The organism is Sorangium sp. So ce1036, from assembly GCF_051369805.1.
GTDB classification, from domain to species: domain Bacteria; phylum Myxococcota_A; class Polyangia; order Polyangiales; family Polyangiaceae; genus Sorangium; species Sorangium cellulosum_F.
Map to the genome: position 1 here is coordinate 5,905,091 of NZ_JBBMOX010000001.1, position 15,588 is coordinate 5,920,678.

At 72.1% G+C, this 15,588-nt stretch carries 11 protein-coding genes and 1 tRNA gene; 6 read left to right on the plus strand and 6 right to left on the minus strand.

Translation table 11 applies throughout. From position 1 onward, the window contains the following. Nucleotides 1-71: 71 nt before the first annotated feature. Both WMF31_RS22265 and WMF31_RS22270 read right to left on the minus strand, forming a co-directional pair. The gene (locus WMF31_RS22265; protein ID WP_436603874.1) at nt 72-3,164 is read right to left on the minus strand and encodes a DUF3427 domain-containing protein; all 3,093 of its coding nucleotides are present in this window, start codon (nt 3,162-3,164) and stop codon (nt 72-74) included. A gap of 476 nt (nt 3,165-3,640) precedes the next feature. Beyond that, entirely contained in the window at nt 3,641-3,997 is a 357-nt protein-coding gene (locus tag WMF31_RS22270) for an antibiotic biosynthesis monooxygenase family protein (protein WP_436603875.1), read from the minus strand. A 333-nt stretch (nt 3,998-4,330) separates the two neighbouring features. Between WMF31_RS22270 and WMF31_RS22275 the strand changes: the two genes are divergently transcribed. Both WMF31_RS22275 and WMF31_RS22280 read left to right on the plus strand, forming a co-directional pair. Then, nucleotides 4,331-4,406: transfer RNA gene (locus tag WMF31_RS22275), tRNA-Lys, on the plus strand. A 605-nt stretch (nt 4,407-5,011) separates the two neighbouring features. Further along, a complete protein-coding gene (locus WMF31_RS22280) occupies nt 5,012-5,977 on the plus strand; it encodes a hypothetical protein (protein WP_436603876.1) in 966 nt (321 codons plus the stop codon). Between the two features lie 476 nt (nt 5,978-6,453). Here the strand turns inward: WMF31_RS22280 and WMF31_RS22285 are convergent, their stop codons facing one another. Further along, on the minus strand, nt 6,454-7,347 hold the full coding sequence (locus WMF31_RS22285) for a dihydrodipicolinate synthase family protein (protein ID WP_436603877.1): 894 nt from the start codon (nt 7,345-7,347) through the stop codon (nt 6,454-6,456). After that, nucleotides 7,344-7,841 carry a cupin domain-containing protein gene (locus WMF31_RS22290; RefSeq protein ID WP_436603878.1) on the minus strand — a complete coding sequence of 166 codons (498 nt, stop codon included), beginning with the start codon at nt 7,839-7,841 and terminating at the stop codon, nt 7,344-7,346. Before WMF31_RS22290 ends, WMF31_RS22285 begins: the two co-directional genes overlap by 4 nt. A gap of 64 nt (nt 7,842-7,905) precedes the next feature. On the opposite strand from WMF31_RS22290, the gene WMF31_RS22295 reads away from it, so the two are divergent. Further along, nucleotides 7,906-9,393 carry a PLP-dependent aminotransferase family protein gene (locus WMF31_RS22295; RefSeq protein ID WP_436603879.1) on the plus strand — a complete coding sequence of 496 codons (1,488 nt, stop codon included), beginning with the start codon at nt 7,906-7,908 and terminating at the stop codon, nt 9,391-9,393. Between the two features lie 33 nt (nt 9,394-9,426). Here WMF31_RS22295 and WMF31_RS22300 read toward each other — a convergent pair whose 3' ends face one another. Further along, nucleotides 9,427-10,362: a hypothetical protein gene (locus WMF31_RS22300; RefSeq protein ID WP_436603880.1), complete on the minus strand. Its 936-nt coding sequence runs from the start codon at nt 10,360-10,362 to the stop codon at nt 9,427-9,429. Nucleotides 10,363-10,598: 236 nt separating this feature from the next. Between WMF31_RS22300 and WMF31_RS22305 the strand changes: the two genes are divergently transcribed. Next, nucleotides 10,599-10,799, plus strand: a complete 201-nt coding sequence (locus WMF31_RS22305) for a hypothetical protein (protein WP_436603881.1) — start codon at nt 10,599-10,601, stop codon at nt 10,797-10,799. A 123-nt stretch (nt 10,800-10,922) separates the two neighbouring features. On the opposite strand, the gene WMF31_RS22310 is transcribed toward WMF31_RS22305, so the two are convergent. Beyond that, nucleotides 10,923-11,882 (minus strand): hypothetical protein, encoded by a 960-nt coding sequence (locus tag WMF31_RS22310; RefSeq protein ID WP_436603882.1) that lies wholly within the window; start codon nt 11,880-11,882, stop codon nt 10,923-10,925. A gap of 678 nt (nt 11,883-12,560) precedes the next feature. On the opposite strand from WMF31_RS22310, the gene WMF31_RS22315 reads away from it, so the two are divergent. Both WMF31_RS22315 and WMF31_RS22320 read left to right on the plus strand, forming a co-directional pair. Continuing rightward, nucleotides 12,561-13,313: a S1 RNA-binding domain-containing protein gene (locus WMF31_RS22315; protein WP_436603883.1), complete on the plus strand. Its 753-nt coding sequence runs from the start codon at nt 12,561-12,563 to the stop codon at nt 13,311-13,313. A 257-nt stretch (nt 13,314-13,570) separates the two neighbouring features. Further along, nucleotides 13,571-15,493 (plus strand): L,D-transpeptidase, encoded by a 1,923-nt coding sequence (locus tag WMF31_RS22320; protein ID WP_436603884.1) that lies wholly within the window; start codon nt 13,571-13,573, stop codon nt 15,491-15,493. The last annotated feature ends 95 nt before the right edge of the window (nt 15,494-15,588 follow it).

Genomic DNA, 15,588 nt, shown 5'->3' on the forward strand with positions numbered 1-15,588 from the left:
ACGGCGCCAGCACCGATGGGCTGACGCGAGACGATTGCTCGCTCGGGATCCCGGTCGCCCCACACTCCCCTTCACGCCACCGCCGCCGCGAACGACGCGAACAGGTCCCCCGGCAGCGCATGGCGCAACCGCCACGTGATCGCCATCGGCAGCTCGGACGCGTGCCGCACATAGCTCGCCGGCCCCAGGAACCAGAACGCCCGCTCGTCGCTGCGCAGCCGCGCGAACAGCATCACCGCCGAGCCGAGCGCCTCGTGCTGCTGGTAGCGGCGCCCCGTCTCGCTGTCAGCGCGGGTGGTCGACTGGCTCTCCCAGTGGATCAGCTCCCGGCTGATGGCATGATCGCGATAGCGCGTCGTCGGCGAGAACTGCCCGCTCGTCTTGTCGAGCGTGAACGCGAGCAGGTCGGCGCGGGCGTCCTTCGCCCAGTACACGCCTGTCTGCCACGGCGCCACCTTCGCGCCGCCCCCGACCCCGAACGCCGCCAGGATCTCGATGCGCGAGTAGCGCGCGTGCACCTCCAGCGGCACGTCCGGATGGGTCATGAGCCCCCGGTGCACGTGGTCGACGCGGGCAGCGAGCAGGTCCAGCACCTCGACGAGCTCCGCGCGCACCTGCGGGTGCGCCCAGACGAGCGCCCATGCCTGCGCCAGGGTCGTCGCCTTGTCGAGGGCGCGATCGGCCACCGTGGCCACCAGCATGCGCAGGAGGCGCCGCTCGCGGAGGCTCATCTCCCCTGGATCCCGACGCGCCGCCGACGCGAGCAGCCGCCGGTACGCCTCGATCCGCACGAGATCATCCACGTGCAGCAAGCGCCCGCACGCCCGCCGCAACGCCTCCTCGTGCGGCCCCGCGGGGAGCAACGAGAGCCCCGCGTCGCCACGGAGATCGGACCACGATCGCTGGCCGGCATAGACGTCCTCGAGATCCATCCCCGTCTCCTCGAGGAGCCGCGCGAGGCTCACGTCGCCGCCCCGGGCGAGCCCCCGCAGCGCCTCGACCTTGGCCGTCCACCCCGACGGCACGGCCTGCCGGATGTTCTCGAGCACGATCTCCGACGCCTTCTGATCGAGCTCCATGTGGCAGCCCGCGGGCAGAAACGGGAACCCGCCCTCGATCTGCTGAACGAGCTCCTTTCGGCTCCCGCCGAGCAGCGCGCCGAGGCGCCGATCGAAGCGGAACTCGCGGCGATGGTGCCCGACGAAGTCGAGCACCGTGCAGACGGTCTTTCCGGCGCTGCGCCGCAGGCCGCGCCCGAGCTGCTGCAAGAACAGCGTGGGGCTGTCGGTCGGACGCAGGAGGATCAACGTGTCGACCGCGGGGACGTCGATTCCCTCGTTGAACAGGTCCACGGAGAAGACGGCGTTGACCCGCCGCGCGCGGAGATCCTCGAGGGCGGCGCGCCGCTCGGCCTCGGGGCTGTCTCCCCACACGGCCGTCGCCGCGACGCCCGCCTCGCGGAAGACGCGCGCCATGAACCGCGCGTGCTCGACGCTGACGCAGAACCCGAGCGCCCGCATCGTCCGTGGATCGTCGACGCGCGCGGCGAGCTGGGCCACCACCTGCCGGGCCCAGACATCGTTGGCGGTGAGCAGCCTGGAGAGGCCCTCGACGTCGTAGCCGCGCCCGCGGCGCCAGGGCACATCGCGCAGATCCAGCCCGTCGTGGATACCGTAGTAGACGAAGGGCACGAGCCGGTGCTGATCGATGGCGTCCCAGAGCCGGAGCTCCGCGGCGATCCGATGGTCGAACCAGCCGAGCAGCGGGAGCCCATCGCTCCTCTCGGGCGTGGCCGTGAGGCCGAGGAGCTCGACGGGCCGCACGCGCTCCAGCAAGGCGCGATACGACGGCGCGGCGGCGTGGTGGAACTCGTCGATGATCACCACGTCGAAATGGCGCGGATCGAGGTCATCGAGCCTTGCAGCGGAGAGGCTCTGGATCGACGCAAAGACATGGTCGAAGCGCCGCGGGCGACGGCCGCCGACCCACAGCTCACCGAAGGCGTGATCCCGCAGCCCGTGACGGAACGTCGCGAGGCTCTGCTCCAGGATCTCCTCGCGATGCGCGACGAAGAGCAGGCGCGCGCGGGGCAGCGCCTCCCGGAGCCGGGCGTAGTCGATGGCGGCCATCACGGTCTTCCCGGTGCCGGTCGCCGACACGAGCAGGTTGCGGTGAACCCCGCGCTCGCGGGAGAGCGCGATCTGCTCGAGCAGGCGCTCCTGGAACGGCTCGGGGCGGAGCTCGACCGGACTGAGCATCACCGACGGCGCCTCGCCGGGTGTCCGCTCGACGCGCTCGAGGAACTCCTCGCGGTCGTACGGCACGAAGTCGCCGCTGTTCCAGTAGCTCTCGAACACGGCGGCGACCTTGGCGACGACATCCGGGTTGCGGGCGCCGGACACGCGGACATTCCACTCTAGCCCGCTCGTCTGCGCGGTGTGCGTCAGGTTGGAAGAGCCGATATAGGCTGTCGAGGAGCCCGACGCGCGATGAAAGAGCCACGCCTTCGCGTGCAGCCGCGTCGTGCCCGTGTCATACGAGACGCACACGCTTGCGCCGATCTTGCGGAGCGCGTCGAGCGCCTGCGCCTCGGTCGAGCCCGTGTACGTGGTCGTCAGCACGCGCAGCTCGCGGCCTGCCTGACAGTGCACACGGAGCGCGTCGAGCAGCGGGGCGACGCCGCTCCGGCGGACGAACGCCATGACGACATCGATGCGGTCCGCCGAGCGGACCTCCGTGAGGAGCTGGTGGCCCACCCTGGGCTCGCCAGGCGCGTTGGTGAGCAGGGTCGTGTCGAGGAGCGGGATGAGCGGCCCGGGGATCGTCTCCGGCTCGCCGTCCGGCTGGCGCCCGACGATGGCCTGCAGCACCGCCGCCGGCTCGACGGGCGCCTCGGGCTGGACCTCTGCGCCGGCGATCACCTGGCCGATCTGCTCGACGAGCCGCCGCGCGAGCCCCACGCCGACGCGCACACGCTCGCGGTCGGGCACGCCGGCGATGGCGCGCTCCACGATGCGACGCACGTGGAGCGCGATGCGATCCGCGGCCTCGGCGGCCCGGAGCGCGCCGGTGCGGGCCTCCAGGCTGGTGTCGAGATCGCGCAGGGCCGGCGCCATCGCCTCCGTGATCAGGACCTCGTAGAGACCGCGCCGGCTCGGCTTCATGATTGGCGAGTCTACGGCAGACGAGCGCACATCCGAACGGCATCCCGCGCAGGGCCCTCCGTCTTCGCGCCGAGGAGCTCCTTGGCCCGGTCGATCGTGGACTGGTCCAACCTGAGGTGCTTGTGCCGCCGCATCGTCATGATTCAGGCTAACGCTGCTGCGGGAAGTCGGGCCGAGAGGCGAACCGCCATGACGCCAAGGGCGCCAAGAAACCAGGGAGGCAGAAGGGGAAAATGGAGGGACAACCCTTCCCCTCTCTTCCTGGCGCCGTTGGCGCCATGGCGGTTCTCCTGCCGATCCGGGGCGACTTCCCGCAGGAGTGCCAGCGGTCTGGTAGCGATCGTCGGCCATCTTGGCCAGGGGCTTGAGGACGAGCGCCGAGAGCGCCTCGGGTCGAGGACCTTCACGATCACCGGGCGGCCGTCGGCGCGGGAGCGCGGCGAGCGCCCTCGCACGAGGGCGCCTGCCAGGCAAGGTCACGCGTCGCCGGCGCTGGCTAAGCTGGCTCTCTCGTCGTCGGCCGCGCGCGTCTCACGGAGCTCGTAGTGCTGCGATCGGGCATCGAAGCGCGCGAGCACCTGGCGCGCCTTCGCGGGCACGTACGCGGCCTCGTGGTCCTCGCCGGCGAACGCCCTCACGGCCTCGATCGAGTCGAACGACATGAGGGTGACGAACTCGACCTCGTCCCCGACCGGGCGCCGGAGCAGCTCGATGCGGCGGAAGCCTCGCACCTGCTTCGCCAGGATCGCCGGGAAGATCTCCGTCTTCAGCAGGGCCTCGTAGGTGTCTGCGTTCTCGGGGAGCGTCCAGCCGTGCCAGATGCGTAGGATCATGGGACCTCCTGGGATGGGATGGCGCGGGCCGGGTGCCGGATCCGTGCGCCGCGCGGCGGAGCGCACCAGAAACTGGAACGTTCGCCTGTGTCAAGCGCGCCGTGGGGCGCGTCGGGTGACGCCGGCGAGCGCTCGGCCGGCCGCGGCGGGTGACGCCATCGAGCGCTCCGCCGGCCGCGGCGGATCGGGCAGGTCGGGGTGAGGACGCCCGCGCATCCCCGGGGATCCCGCGGCGGCGAGCGGCCAGGGAGGCGGAGCGCCGGGTAGCGGACAGCGGGCAAGGAAAGGTGGAACCTGCCAGGATCTTCTGCTAGCTTCGCCGGCCGCTGAAACGGGTCGATAGCTCAGTCGGTAGAGCTGCGGACTTTTAATCCGTAGGTCCAGGGTTCGAGTCCCTGTCGACCCACCACAAGGAAATGGCTAAGGATTTCGGCGACGCGCCGTAGCCGGTCGTGACCTTGGGCGTGGTCCTCGCGAGGCGGCCGCGGCCTTCCTGGCGCGGCGCGTCGGCCGACCGTGCGCGCCCTCGCCGAGTCCCTCTGGACGGAGGTCCTGACCTGGACGGCCGATCTTCCAGCTCAGCTCGTCCGGAGAGCGCTCGGCTCGACCTGTGTGCCGGCGACGCTCCTCGCCGGGTGGCGCTCACCAGCACGCTCGCCAGGCCGGCGTTCGATGCTGGCGATCGACCGTCGTGACCTCGCCGGCCGCGACGGCACGAGCGCAGCGTTCGCGGAGAGGTTCGAGGCGATGCGGAAGCGGCAGTCGCGGCGCCGGGGCTCCTTCGATCGCTGGAAGCGGGATCACGCACCGAGGCGATGATGCCGTTCCCCATCACCCGACGGGGAGACCTGTAGACGAGCTCGCGCCATCCTCCGCATGTTCCTCCATTCCGAACATGGATCATGTATTGCCACTTTTGCGGACCGAGCGCGGCTGCGATCGTCGAGCGGGAGTACCGGCTGATCGACACACGGGACGCGGACGCGTGAACGAGCGGGAGGACGAGCTGAAGCGATGGTGAAAAGAGACGATGGCGGAGCGAGGCGCCTGCCGCAGCCAGCGGAGCGTCCGCTCGACGATGGCGTGCGCTACGGCCCGGAGACGTGGCGCGAGATCGACGGCGTCGCCTTCTCCCACTGGGACCGGTGGCTCCTGCGGCTGGCGCTGGCGGAGCCGCGCGGCCTCGATGCGATCGCGCGCGAGCTCCGTACGCGCGCGGCGAGCCGGCGCGTGAGCCGCGAGGCCGCCGAGGCGATGCTCGCGCAGGTGGTGGACCTTCGTGCGCGGCTCACACGCCTCGCGCGGACCCCGGAAGAGGTCCTCGATGCGGAGGAGCGAGCGAGCGGGTGGCTGCTGAAGAAGGCCTGGAAGCGGGTCTGGCATGACGGTCCGAACCGCCGCACGGACGCGATGCACAACACGCCTCGCCGGCGGCTCTGGGCGCACGCGCTCCGGGGGAACTGGGCGCGCTTCCCGGTGTCGCCTGCGCGCTTCGAGCCCGAGCTCCGCCGCGTCGTCGGAGACCACGCGTACTACGACTACCGCGCCACGGATCTGGTCGCGCGCCTCCTCGAGGGGCAGGTCGACCTCCTCGGAGCGATGGCGGCCTCGGATCTGGAGCGCCTGGCGCTGCATCGGGCAGCAATGACCGTGATCATCGAGATGATGAATCGGGTCGACGACTCCCTCGCCGACATGAGCGAGGTGTTCGCGGCGAGCGAGCGAGCGTACCTCGCGCTCACCCGCGACCATGCCGGGCTTGACGGGATCCTGCGCGACCTCCTCGATCTCGCCGTGTGGGAGGACTACGGCCTGCTCCGCGGCGTCGGCGACTTCCTGGGGGCGCTCCAGGAGGAGCACGCGGACCTCGCCGTCCGTGAGCTCTCCGGGATCATCGCGGAGCTGCGGCGAGAGCGCCTCGATGACCAGCTCGCCCGTGCGCTCATGCTCCGCAAGGTGGTGCTGGCCCCCTGGGGCTAGGACAGATCGCCCAGCCATGAAATCGCCCCGCGATTGGCGCGCTCGCAGCGCGTGCGAGCAACGATCTCTGGCAGGCGAGACGAAACACCACACGGCGTATCGGGCGAGGAAAACCGCCACATGCGCGCGGAGCGACGGTCGCCCCTGGGTACCCAGGACAATCCATGGCGCACGGTGCAAGCTCGGGTCCATTCCCGAAGTCTATCTACCATTGATCCGGAAACACCCATTCTATCCATGACACCGGCGGGCTGATCATCGCGCTTCAGCGGTCGGGCCTGCTCGAGCGCTGGTCCACCGGTGGCACCCTGCCCCGCCGCCAGCCGCCAGCGTCCATGGGACGTGCTCACGCGCCGCTCACCCGCACCCTCATGCCCGATCCGGTCGCGGTTCGAGCATGGCGGGCAGCGCATCAGTCGGGCGGCGGCCGGGGGCCGGACGCCGCGGCGCTTGCTCCGGGCTGCTCGCCCTCGGCCTCACGCGGAGGGGAGCGCGGCGAGATCGATCAGGATCCGCCGCAGCTCCTCCACCCGATCCTTCTCGAGGGGCTGCAGCGGGGCCCGGAGCGGCCCGACGCGCGTGCCGAGGAGCTCGAGGGCCGCCGAGATGGCGCGCGGCAGGCCGTGCGCGACGATGAACCGAAGGAACGGGAGCTGGCGATAGAAGGACCGCCGCGCGGCGTCGAGGTCGCCGCGCGTCACCGCGTCGTAGAGCTCGATGGTGTGGCGAGGGATGATGTGCGGGGCCGCCGTGCACCAGCCGCGCGCCCCGGCCACGAAGGCGGCGAGCGCGAGCGGGTTGCTCCCGTTGTAGAAGGCGACCTGCTCGCCGCAGAGCTGCACGAGCCGGTGCATCCGGTTCACGTCCCCGGTGCTCTCTTTCACCATCGTGACGTTCGGGATGCGCAAGAGCCGGGCGATCGTGTCGGGGCTCAGGTCGAGGCCGCCCGTCGCCGGGTTGTTGTACACGGCGATGGGGAGGGAGATGGCCTTCGCGACGGTCTCGAAGTGCGTCACGATCTCCCTGTCCGAGAGCTTCCAGTAGCTCATCGGGAGGATCATCACCGCGGTGGCGCCGGCCCGCTCCGCGAACTTCGCGTGGTGCACGGTCCGCTCCGTGGTGAGGCTGGAGACGCCGACCAGGGTCGGAACCCGGCCCGCCACGCGCTTGACGACGAGGTCGGTGACGGCCTCCCGCTCCTCGTCCGACAGGTACGGCAGCACCCCGGTGCTGCCCAGCGGCGCGATCGCGTGGACCCCCGCGGCGATCATGTCGTCGACGACGCGCCCGAGGAGCGGCTCATCGACGCGCCCGGCCTCCGTGAACGGCGTGATGGGGTAAGAGATGATCCCACGGAGAGAGGAGGTCATCGCGCGCCCCCTTCCGCCTCGTGGTCCCTGTCGAAGAGCTGGTCCCCCCGGTCGGGCACCTCCTCGCGCAGCGCGACCCCGCCCATGTTCTGCAGCATCGGCGCGTTCTCGCACGCGAGGTAGCGCGCCCGCCCCTCTCCGGTGTTGACGTGGTTGTGCCAGGCCCACACCGGGACGTAGATCGCGTCCCCCTGCTTCCAGTCGACGCGCTTCCCGCCGACATACGAGTACCCCTCCCCTTCCAGGACATAGAGGATGGTCTCATACGTGTGCCGGTGCCGATTCGACGATTGCCCCGGATCGAGCCAGCCGATGGTCACGCTGATCGCGTGGGACGGGAGGTCCACGAAGAAGACCGGGTGCTTCCTCGCCTTCGAGTAGTCGCCGTGGTGCCCCGCGGACTCGACCGCGGGGTGCGCGAGCTTCTCCGGCATCACCACGCGAGGCCGCGGCGGCGTCTTGTCGAAGTCTGCTGAATGGAATCGTTCGCTCATCACTGCTCCTTGTCGGCGCGAAGAGCGCCTTGCGCAGGAAGAGCGATAGCGCGAAGCTGGACCCGTGACAGGCTCCAGAACGAACATCTCGACGGGTCCAGCCGGTCGCCCCTGGCGCTTCGACCTGGCGCTCGACGACGGCGCGTCCGTGCCGCGGCAGACCCAGTTGAGCCGGGCGATCGTCCAGGAGATCCAGCGCGGGCGGCTCCTGCCGGGCGCGACGCTTCCGGGGAGCCGGACGCTCGCCGCGCAGCTCCAGGTCAACCGGAAGGTCGTGGTGGCGGCCGTCGGCGAGCTGGTGGCGCAGGGGTGGCTGGAGGCGCTGCCCGCCCGCGGCACCCGGGTCGCGCTCAACCTCCCGACGCTCGCGGTCGCGGACGCCGAGGGGCACCGCTCGGTCGACGCGGCGCGCGCCCGGCGACGCGCGGGCGGGATCGCGGTGAACGACGGGATCCCGGACGCTCGGATCGCGCCCGTGGACGCGCTCGCGCGCGCCCAGCGGCGGGCGCTCCGGGCGCTGGCCCGGACGGGCCTCGGCTACGGGGACGCCGCGGGCGATCCCGTGCTCAGGGAGGTGCTCGCGGGGTTCGTCAACCACGCTCGCGGGCTGTCGTGCTCCCCGGAGGAGGTCGTGCTGACCCGTGGCAGCCAGGGCGCGCTGAGCCTGTTCGCGCTGGCGCTGCTGGAGCCCGGGGAGGTCGTCGCCGTCGAGCACCCGGGTTACGCGCCGGCCTGGCGCGCGTTCCAGCTCGCCCGGGCCGACGTCGTCCATGTGCCGGTCGACGCGGACGGCCTCCGGACGGCGGAGCTGGAGGCGCACGCCAGGCGGCTCAAGGGGCGCCTCAAGGCGGTCTACGTGACGCCGCACCATCAGTACCCCACCACCGTCGCCCTGTCCGCGGAGCGTCGAATGCATCTGCGGCGGATCTGCGAGACGTTCGGGCTCTACATCGTCGAGGACGATTACGATTACGAGTACCATTTCGAGGGCGCGCCGCTCTTGCCCCTCTCCGCGACCAAGGACCTCTCGTCGCGCTGCATCTACATCGCCTCGCTCTCGAAGCTCATCGCCCCGGCCGTGCGACTCGGGTACATCATCGCGGGCAGGTCCGTGGTCGCGCGCCTGAGGGCGGCCCGGGAGCTGCTGGACCGTCAGGGCGATGTCGTCCTCGAGCGCGCCGTGGCCGAGCTCATCGAGGACGGCGAGGTCCAGCGCCACGCGCGGCGCGCCCGGCAGCTCTACCGGCAGCGCCGAGATCACCTGCTGGAGCAGCTCGCGTCGAGGCCGCGCCTGCGGGCCGCGATCGCGTGCGACCCGCCCGACGGGGGGCTGGCGCTGTGGATGAGGTTGCGTGGGCTGAGCTCGGAGGAGCTCGTGGGGCGCGCGCACGCGCGGGGCCTGGCCCTCACGCCGGGGTCCGCGCACGTGGCGGCGGGGTCCGTGCCCGCGTTTCGATTCGGCTTCGCGGCGCACACGAGCGAGGAGCTGTCGAGGATCTGCGACACGCTGGAGGCGTGCCTGCAGTCCGAGGTCGGCGCGAAGGGCCGGTGACGAGCTCGGCAGCCCGTCCTCGGCCGGCCTCGCTCAGCTCGGCTCGTCGAGCACCTCGGCGAGCGACGCGGCCGTGATGGCCCGCTCAAGCCACCGCTCCAGCCTCTCCGGATCCTTCTCGGCCAGGATGCGCTCCCGCGCGGCGTCCGGCACGGCGATGCCGCGGACCCGGAGCGCGGTCAGCACGGCACGCGCCGCCTCCTCGGCGCGCCCCTCGTTGAGGCCTTCCCTGCGGCCTTCCCTCCGCGCCTCGGCCCGAAGCTTCTGCTCGTACTCCTCGAACCACGCCCGGATCTCTGCGCTCACCTCGTCCTCCTCGTCGTTCGGCTCCTGGCTCCCGAGCCGGAAGTGTACCAGCAGCGGCTTGGCGATGCTCTTCTCCCAGGCGTCCTCCGGCAGCAGCGCCAGATCGGCCAGCGCCTCGCGCAGCAGGCGGCCTGTGCCAAGCAGCCGCAGCAGCAGCGTCCCACGCGTCCGGGGCAGCTCCGCGAGCACCACCACCCGCATCACCAGGCCGGGCACGGCGTGGTAGACGCCTGCCTGCGCCGGCTCGCAGCGGTAGGCGTCGAGCACCATCTCGGGACGCCCCGGGCTGATCACCACCAGCGCAGGGAAGTCCACCGCCGGCTGCGGCGGCGCGTCGGCGTCCTCGTCCGGCGCGATGGCCCCGGCCGCGGCGCGGGCGCGGCGTTCCAGCTCGTGGTGCCACGTGAGCTGCTTGCGCAGGCACCGCCGGACCCGACGAAGGCTCGGCGTGCCATGGAACGGCTCGAACAGGCTCGGCTCCGTCGAGAGATCGCCGAGCAGGCCCATCCTGGCGCGCTCGGCCTCCCGTGCGGGATCAGGCACGCTGTAGACATCGATCTTCTGGGTCGCCGCCAGGACCTCGACCTCGGTCTCCGCAGCCGAGACGAGGCTCAGCCCGTCGCGCAGCAAGCTCTTCGCGAACTGGTCAGAGCGGTTGTGCATCGACGCGAGACGTTAGTCCACCATCGCAGCATGGGCCACCATTCATCGATGCGAAAAGGCAAATCATGAATCGACAAAACGGACCACGATCGTCGAGCTGTGCCCGTAATGCCTCATCGAACGACAAGCACTTACGGGCAACTGGAACCGATGGTGTGAGAATCGTTGTCGGCCGCCCCAAGCTCGGTCGCTCGACGGGAGGGAGCGAGCGCTGCGCAGTCCCCCTCGGTGAGCTGATGGATGCGACGGCGGTGATTGCTCACCTCGCCGTCCGCGAGCTCTCCGGGACCATCGCGGAGCGCCGGCGAGAGCGCCTCGATGCCCAGCTCGCCCGCGCGCGCACGCTGCGCCGGGCGGTGCTGGCCTCGTGGGGATACGACGAGACTGCGGCGCCTTGCCCAGAAGTGGTGGCCGACGAAGTTCCGTTCGGGCTCTAGCTTCGCGGGGCATACGAGCGAGGAGCTGCGAGGATCTGCGACACGCTGAAGGCGTACCTGCAGTCCGACGCCGGCGCGAAGGGCCGGGGACGAGCTGGGCAGCCCGTCCTCGGCCGGCCTCGCTCAGCTCGGCTCGTCGAGCACCTCGGCGAGCGACGCGGCGGTGATGGCCCGCTCATGCCACCGCTCCAGCCTCTCCGGATCCTTCTCGGCCAGGATGCGCTCCCGCGCGGCGTCCGGCACGGCGATGCGGCGGACCCGGAGCGCGGTCAGCACGGCACGCGCCGCCTCCACGGCGCGCCCCTCGTTGAGGCCTTCCCTGCGGCCTTCCTGGTGGCCTTCCTTGAGGCCTTCCCTCCGCGCCTCGGCCCGAAGCTTCTGCTCGTACTCCTCGAACCACGCCCGGATCTCTGCGCTCACCTCGTCCTCCTCGTCGTTCGGCTCCTGGCTCCCGAGCCGGAAGTGTACCAGCAGCGGCTTGGCGATGCTCTTCTCCCAGGCGTCCTCCGGCAGCAGCGCCAGATCGGCCAGCGCCTCGCGCAGCAGGCGGCCTGTGCCAAGCAGCCGCAGCAGCAGCGTCCCACGCGTCCGGGGCAGCTCCGCGAGCACCACCACCCGCATCACCAGGCCGGGCACGGCGTGGTAGACGCCTGCCTGCGCCGGCTCGCAGCGGTAGGCGTCGAGCACCATCTCGGGACGCCCCGGGCTGATCACCACCAGCGCAGGGAAGTCCACCGCCGGCTGCGGCGGCGCGTCGGCGTCCTCGTCCGGCGCGATGGCCCCGGCCGCGGCGCGGGCGCGGCGTTCCAGCTCGTGGTGCCACGTGAGCTGCTTGCGCAGGCACCGCCGGACCCGACGAAGGCTCGGCGTGCCATGGAACGGCTCGAACAGGCTCGGCTCCGTCGAGAGATCGCCGAGCAGGCCCATCCTGGCGCGCTCGGCCTCCCGTGCGGGATCAGGCACGCTGTAGACATCGATCTTCTGGGTCGCCGCCAGGACCTCGACCTCGGTCTCCGCCGCCGAGACCAGGCTCAGCCCGTCGCGCAGCAAGCTCTTCGCGAACTGGTCAGAGCGGTTGTGCATCGGTGAGCGACGTTGATCGATCATCGCAGCATGGGCCACCATCCATCGACGCGAAGATGCGAATTTGAGAATCGGCAAAACGGGCTACGATCGTCGAGCTGTGCCCGTAACGCCTCATCGAACGACAAGCACTTACGGGCGACTGGAACCGATGGTGTGAGAATCGTTGTCGGCCGCCCCAAGCTCGGTCGCTCGCGCTCGAGGGGAGGGAGCGAGCGCTGCAGGTTCCCCCTCGGTGAATCCCCTCGGTGAGCAGATGGATGCGACGGCGGCGATTGCTCACCTCGCCGTCCGCGAGCTCCCCGGGATCCTCGCGGAGCTCCGGCGAGAGCGCCTCCGATGCCCAGCTCGCCCGCGCGCACGCTGCGCCGGGCGGTGCTGGTCCCGTGGGATAGGACGAGGCTGCGGCGATCCTGGCCCCGCGCTCTGGCCCGGAGCCCCCTCCTGCAGGTCACACCGGCAGGGCACACCGGCAGGTCACACCGGCCTCGAAGACCAGGTGCGCCTCCCGCCCCCTCCATGCGACCCCCCTCCCCCTTGCCTCCTCCCCTGCCCCGCCCGCCCTACCCCTCCCCGCCCCCATCCCCCGCCGCCCCTTCCCGCCTTTCCGTCCGTCCCCTCTCTTCCCCCTCACCGTCTCCTTCCTCACGCCCTCGTCACGCGCTATGAGGTCCCGCCATGTCGCCAACGCGCCCCGCCGCCACGTCCAAGGAATCGTTTGCGTCGCTGTTCGAGCAGTCCGAGGGGGCTGGCAACAAGCGCCGCCGGCAGTACCACACGGGAGAGACCGTCGAGGTGACGGTGGTCGCCATCGCCCGCGAGGCCGTCTTCGCGGATCTCGGCGGCAAGCAGGAGGGCATGTTCGAGCGCGTGGCCCTCAGCGACGGCGAGGGCAAGCTCCGGGTCGCGGTCGGCTCGCGCGTCTCGGCGGTGGTCTCGGGCGTCGACGCGGGCACGGGCCAGGTGCGCCTCACGCCGGTGGTGGTGCGCGCGGGCGACGACGGCGACGCGTCCCCGCTCTCGGTCTCGGCGACCGCTGCGGGCGGCGCGCCGCTGCTCGTCGAGGGCGCGCGCGTGAAGGGCAAGGTGACGGGCATCGAGCGCTACGGCGTCTTCGTCCAGATCGCCGGCACCTCGGGCCGCTCGGGTCGCGGGCTGGTCCCGACCGCCGAGACGGCGGCGCCTCGCGCGGCCGACCTGAAGAAGCACTTCACCGTGGGGCAGGAGGTCGAGGCGAAGATCCTCAGCGTGGACGAGACCGGCAAGATCCGCCTGTCCATCGCGGCCCTCCGCGCCGACGAGGAGCGCGGCCAGTTCGAGTCGTACGCCAAGGCCGAGCGCTCCGGCGGCAACGACAAGAAGGGCGCCGCGCCCGCGCCGCGCAACTTCGGCACGCTCGGCGATCTCCTCGCGAAGAAGGTCAAGCGCTAGCGCGCCTCCTCCCGTCTCTCGGCTCCTCCTCGCCCGGCTCCTCCTGCCTCCGCAGCGCCGCGGCCGCGCTGCCACGCAGCGCCGCCCCGCCCCGCTGCCACGCAGCGCCGCCCCACCCCGCTGGCAGGAGATTGCATCTCGACCTGCCTTGGGCGTACACCTCGACCGCGCAGCCCGGCTCCCCGGCCCGCCGCGCGCCCTTGCGCCGGCGGCCGTGCGCGCTTCGCCTTCGCCCTCCGGCTCCGCTTCCCGCTTCGATGCTTTCCCCCGCTCGCGCCCTTGCCGCCTCCTCCGCGTCGCTGCTCCCCGCGCGGCCTCTCCCCGCGCGGCTCTCCCGCGCGCAGCTCCCCTTCACCGTCACCGTCGCGCTCCTCGCCGCCGCCTCCGCCGCCTGCTCCCCGGCGCAGGACCCCCCCGGCAGGGCGACCGACGATCGCCGCCCCACCCCCGCCCCGCTGCTCGTTCCGCCCGTCGCCCCCGCGGCCCCGGCCGCCCTCGCCGCGGCCTCGCCGGATCTCCTCGCCGCGCCCGCTCCCCTCTCCGCCTCGCCTTCCGCCGCGCCGCTCGCGCCCGCGGCCGCCCTCGCGGCCCTCGCTCCCGGCGCCACCTCGGCCGTCTCCAGGGAAGCCACGCTCCCGGGCCAGGGCGCCAAGATCGCGAGCATCGCGATGCGCACCTGGATCTACGTCGCCCCCGACGATCGCTCGACGAAGCTCGGCTACCTGCGCGCCGGCGCGGTCGTCGATCGCGCCGAGGTCTCGGCGGGCACCCAGGGCTGCGCCGGCGGCTGGTACCGCATCGCGCCGCGCGGCTACGTCTGCGTCGGCAAGGGCGCCTCGCTCGAGCTCGATCATCCGGTGGTCGCCGCCGCCGTGCGCGGCCCGCGCCGCGGCGCGCCCGTGCCGTACCACTACGTCATGTCGCGCACGCCGCCGCCCCACCTCTACTTCCGGCTCCCGACCGCCGAGGACCAGCGGCGCGTCGAGGGCCCGAAGCTCGCCGTCCACCTCGCCCGCGCCGCGGCCTCCCCCTCGTCGCTGCCGCTCGATCCCGTGCCGGACTTCCTGCTCGGCGGCCGGGACCTCCCCAAGCCGTACGGCGCCGAGAAGAAGCTCCACTACTCCGTGCACACCGGCCGCGCCAAGGAGAAGTCCGCGTTCGGCCTCATCACCACCTTCTCGTGGACGAACCGCCGCTTCGGCCTCACGACCGAGCTCGACCTCATCCCGCTCGACCGCACCCGCCCGGCGCGCATCAGCGCGCTCCGCGGCGTCGTCATCAAGGATCTCGACACCGAGATCCCGGAGAGCCCCTCGGACGCCGCGCCCGGGACCGACACGGCCTCTCCAGCCGACGCCGCCTCTCCCCCCGGCTCCGCCCCCCCGGCCTCGTCCCCCACGTCCCAGGCCGCTGCCGCGATCGACGCCGGAGGCTTCTCCATCGCCGATCTCCCCGACGACGAGCTCCCGCCCCCGCCGCCGGGCACCGACGCCAGGATCGACCCGGCCCTCCGGGGCGCCCCCGCCTTCGTCCGCGTCCACGGCACGACCCTGCACCGCCCCTCGGCGTCCACCCGCGCGCTCGTCCGCGCGGGGCTCGCGCCGTTTCGCTCGGGATGGGTGCTCACCGGCCGCACGCGCGGCGGCGTGAAGGGGATGGTCGAGACGACCGACGGCGCGTGGCTCGCCGGCGCCCACCTCGTCATCGCCGAGCTGCGCAAGGATCCCCAGGGGTTCGCGCGGGCCGGCAAGAAGTGGATCGACGTCTCGATCGAGCGCCAGATGCTCGTCGCCTACGAGGGCACGCGCCCCGTGTTCGCGGCGCTCATCTCCAGCGGCCGCAGCGGCATGGCCGATCCCGCGGAGACCGACGCCACGATCCGCGGCTCGTTCTACATCCACGCGAAGCACGTCTCGACCACGATGGACGGCGACGACGAGGCGTCCGAGGCGTTCGACCTGCGGGACGTGCCCTACACGCAGTACTTCCGCGGCGGCTACGCGCTGCACGGCGCGTACTGGCACGACGAGTTCGGCAAGGCGCGCAGCCACGGCTGCATCAACCTGGCGCCCGCCGACGCGGCCTGGCTCTTCGAGTGGACCGAGCCCGCCGTCCCGCCCGAGTGGCACGGCGCCGTCAACATCGAGGGCGGCGGCACGCTCGTCTACGTGCACGGCTGATCCGCTGCGCGCACGGCGGAGCCGCGCACGGCGCAGCGATCTCCCCATCCCGGCGGCCCACCACGTCCCCGCAGCCGGGCGACCGTCCGTCCAGC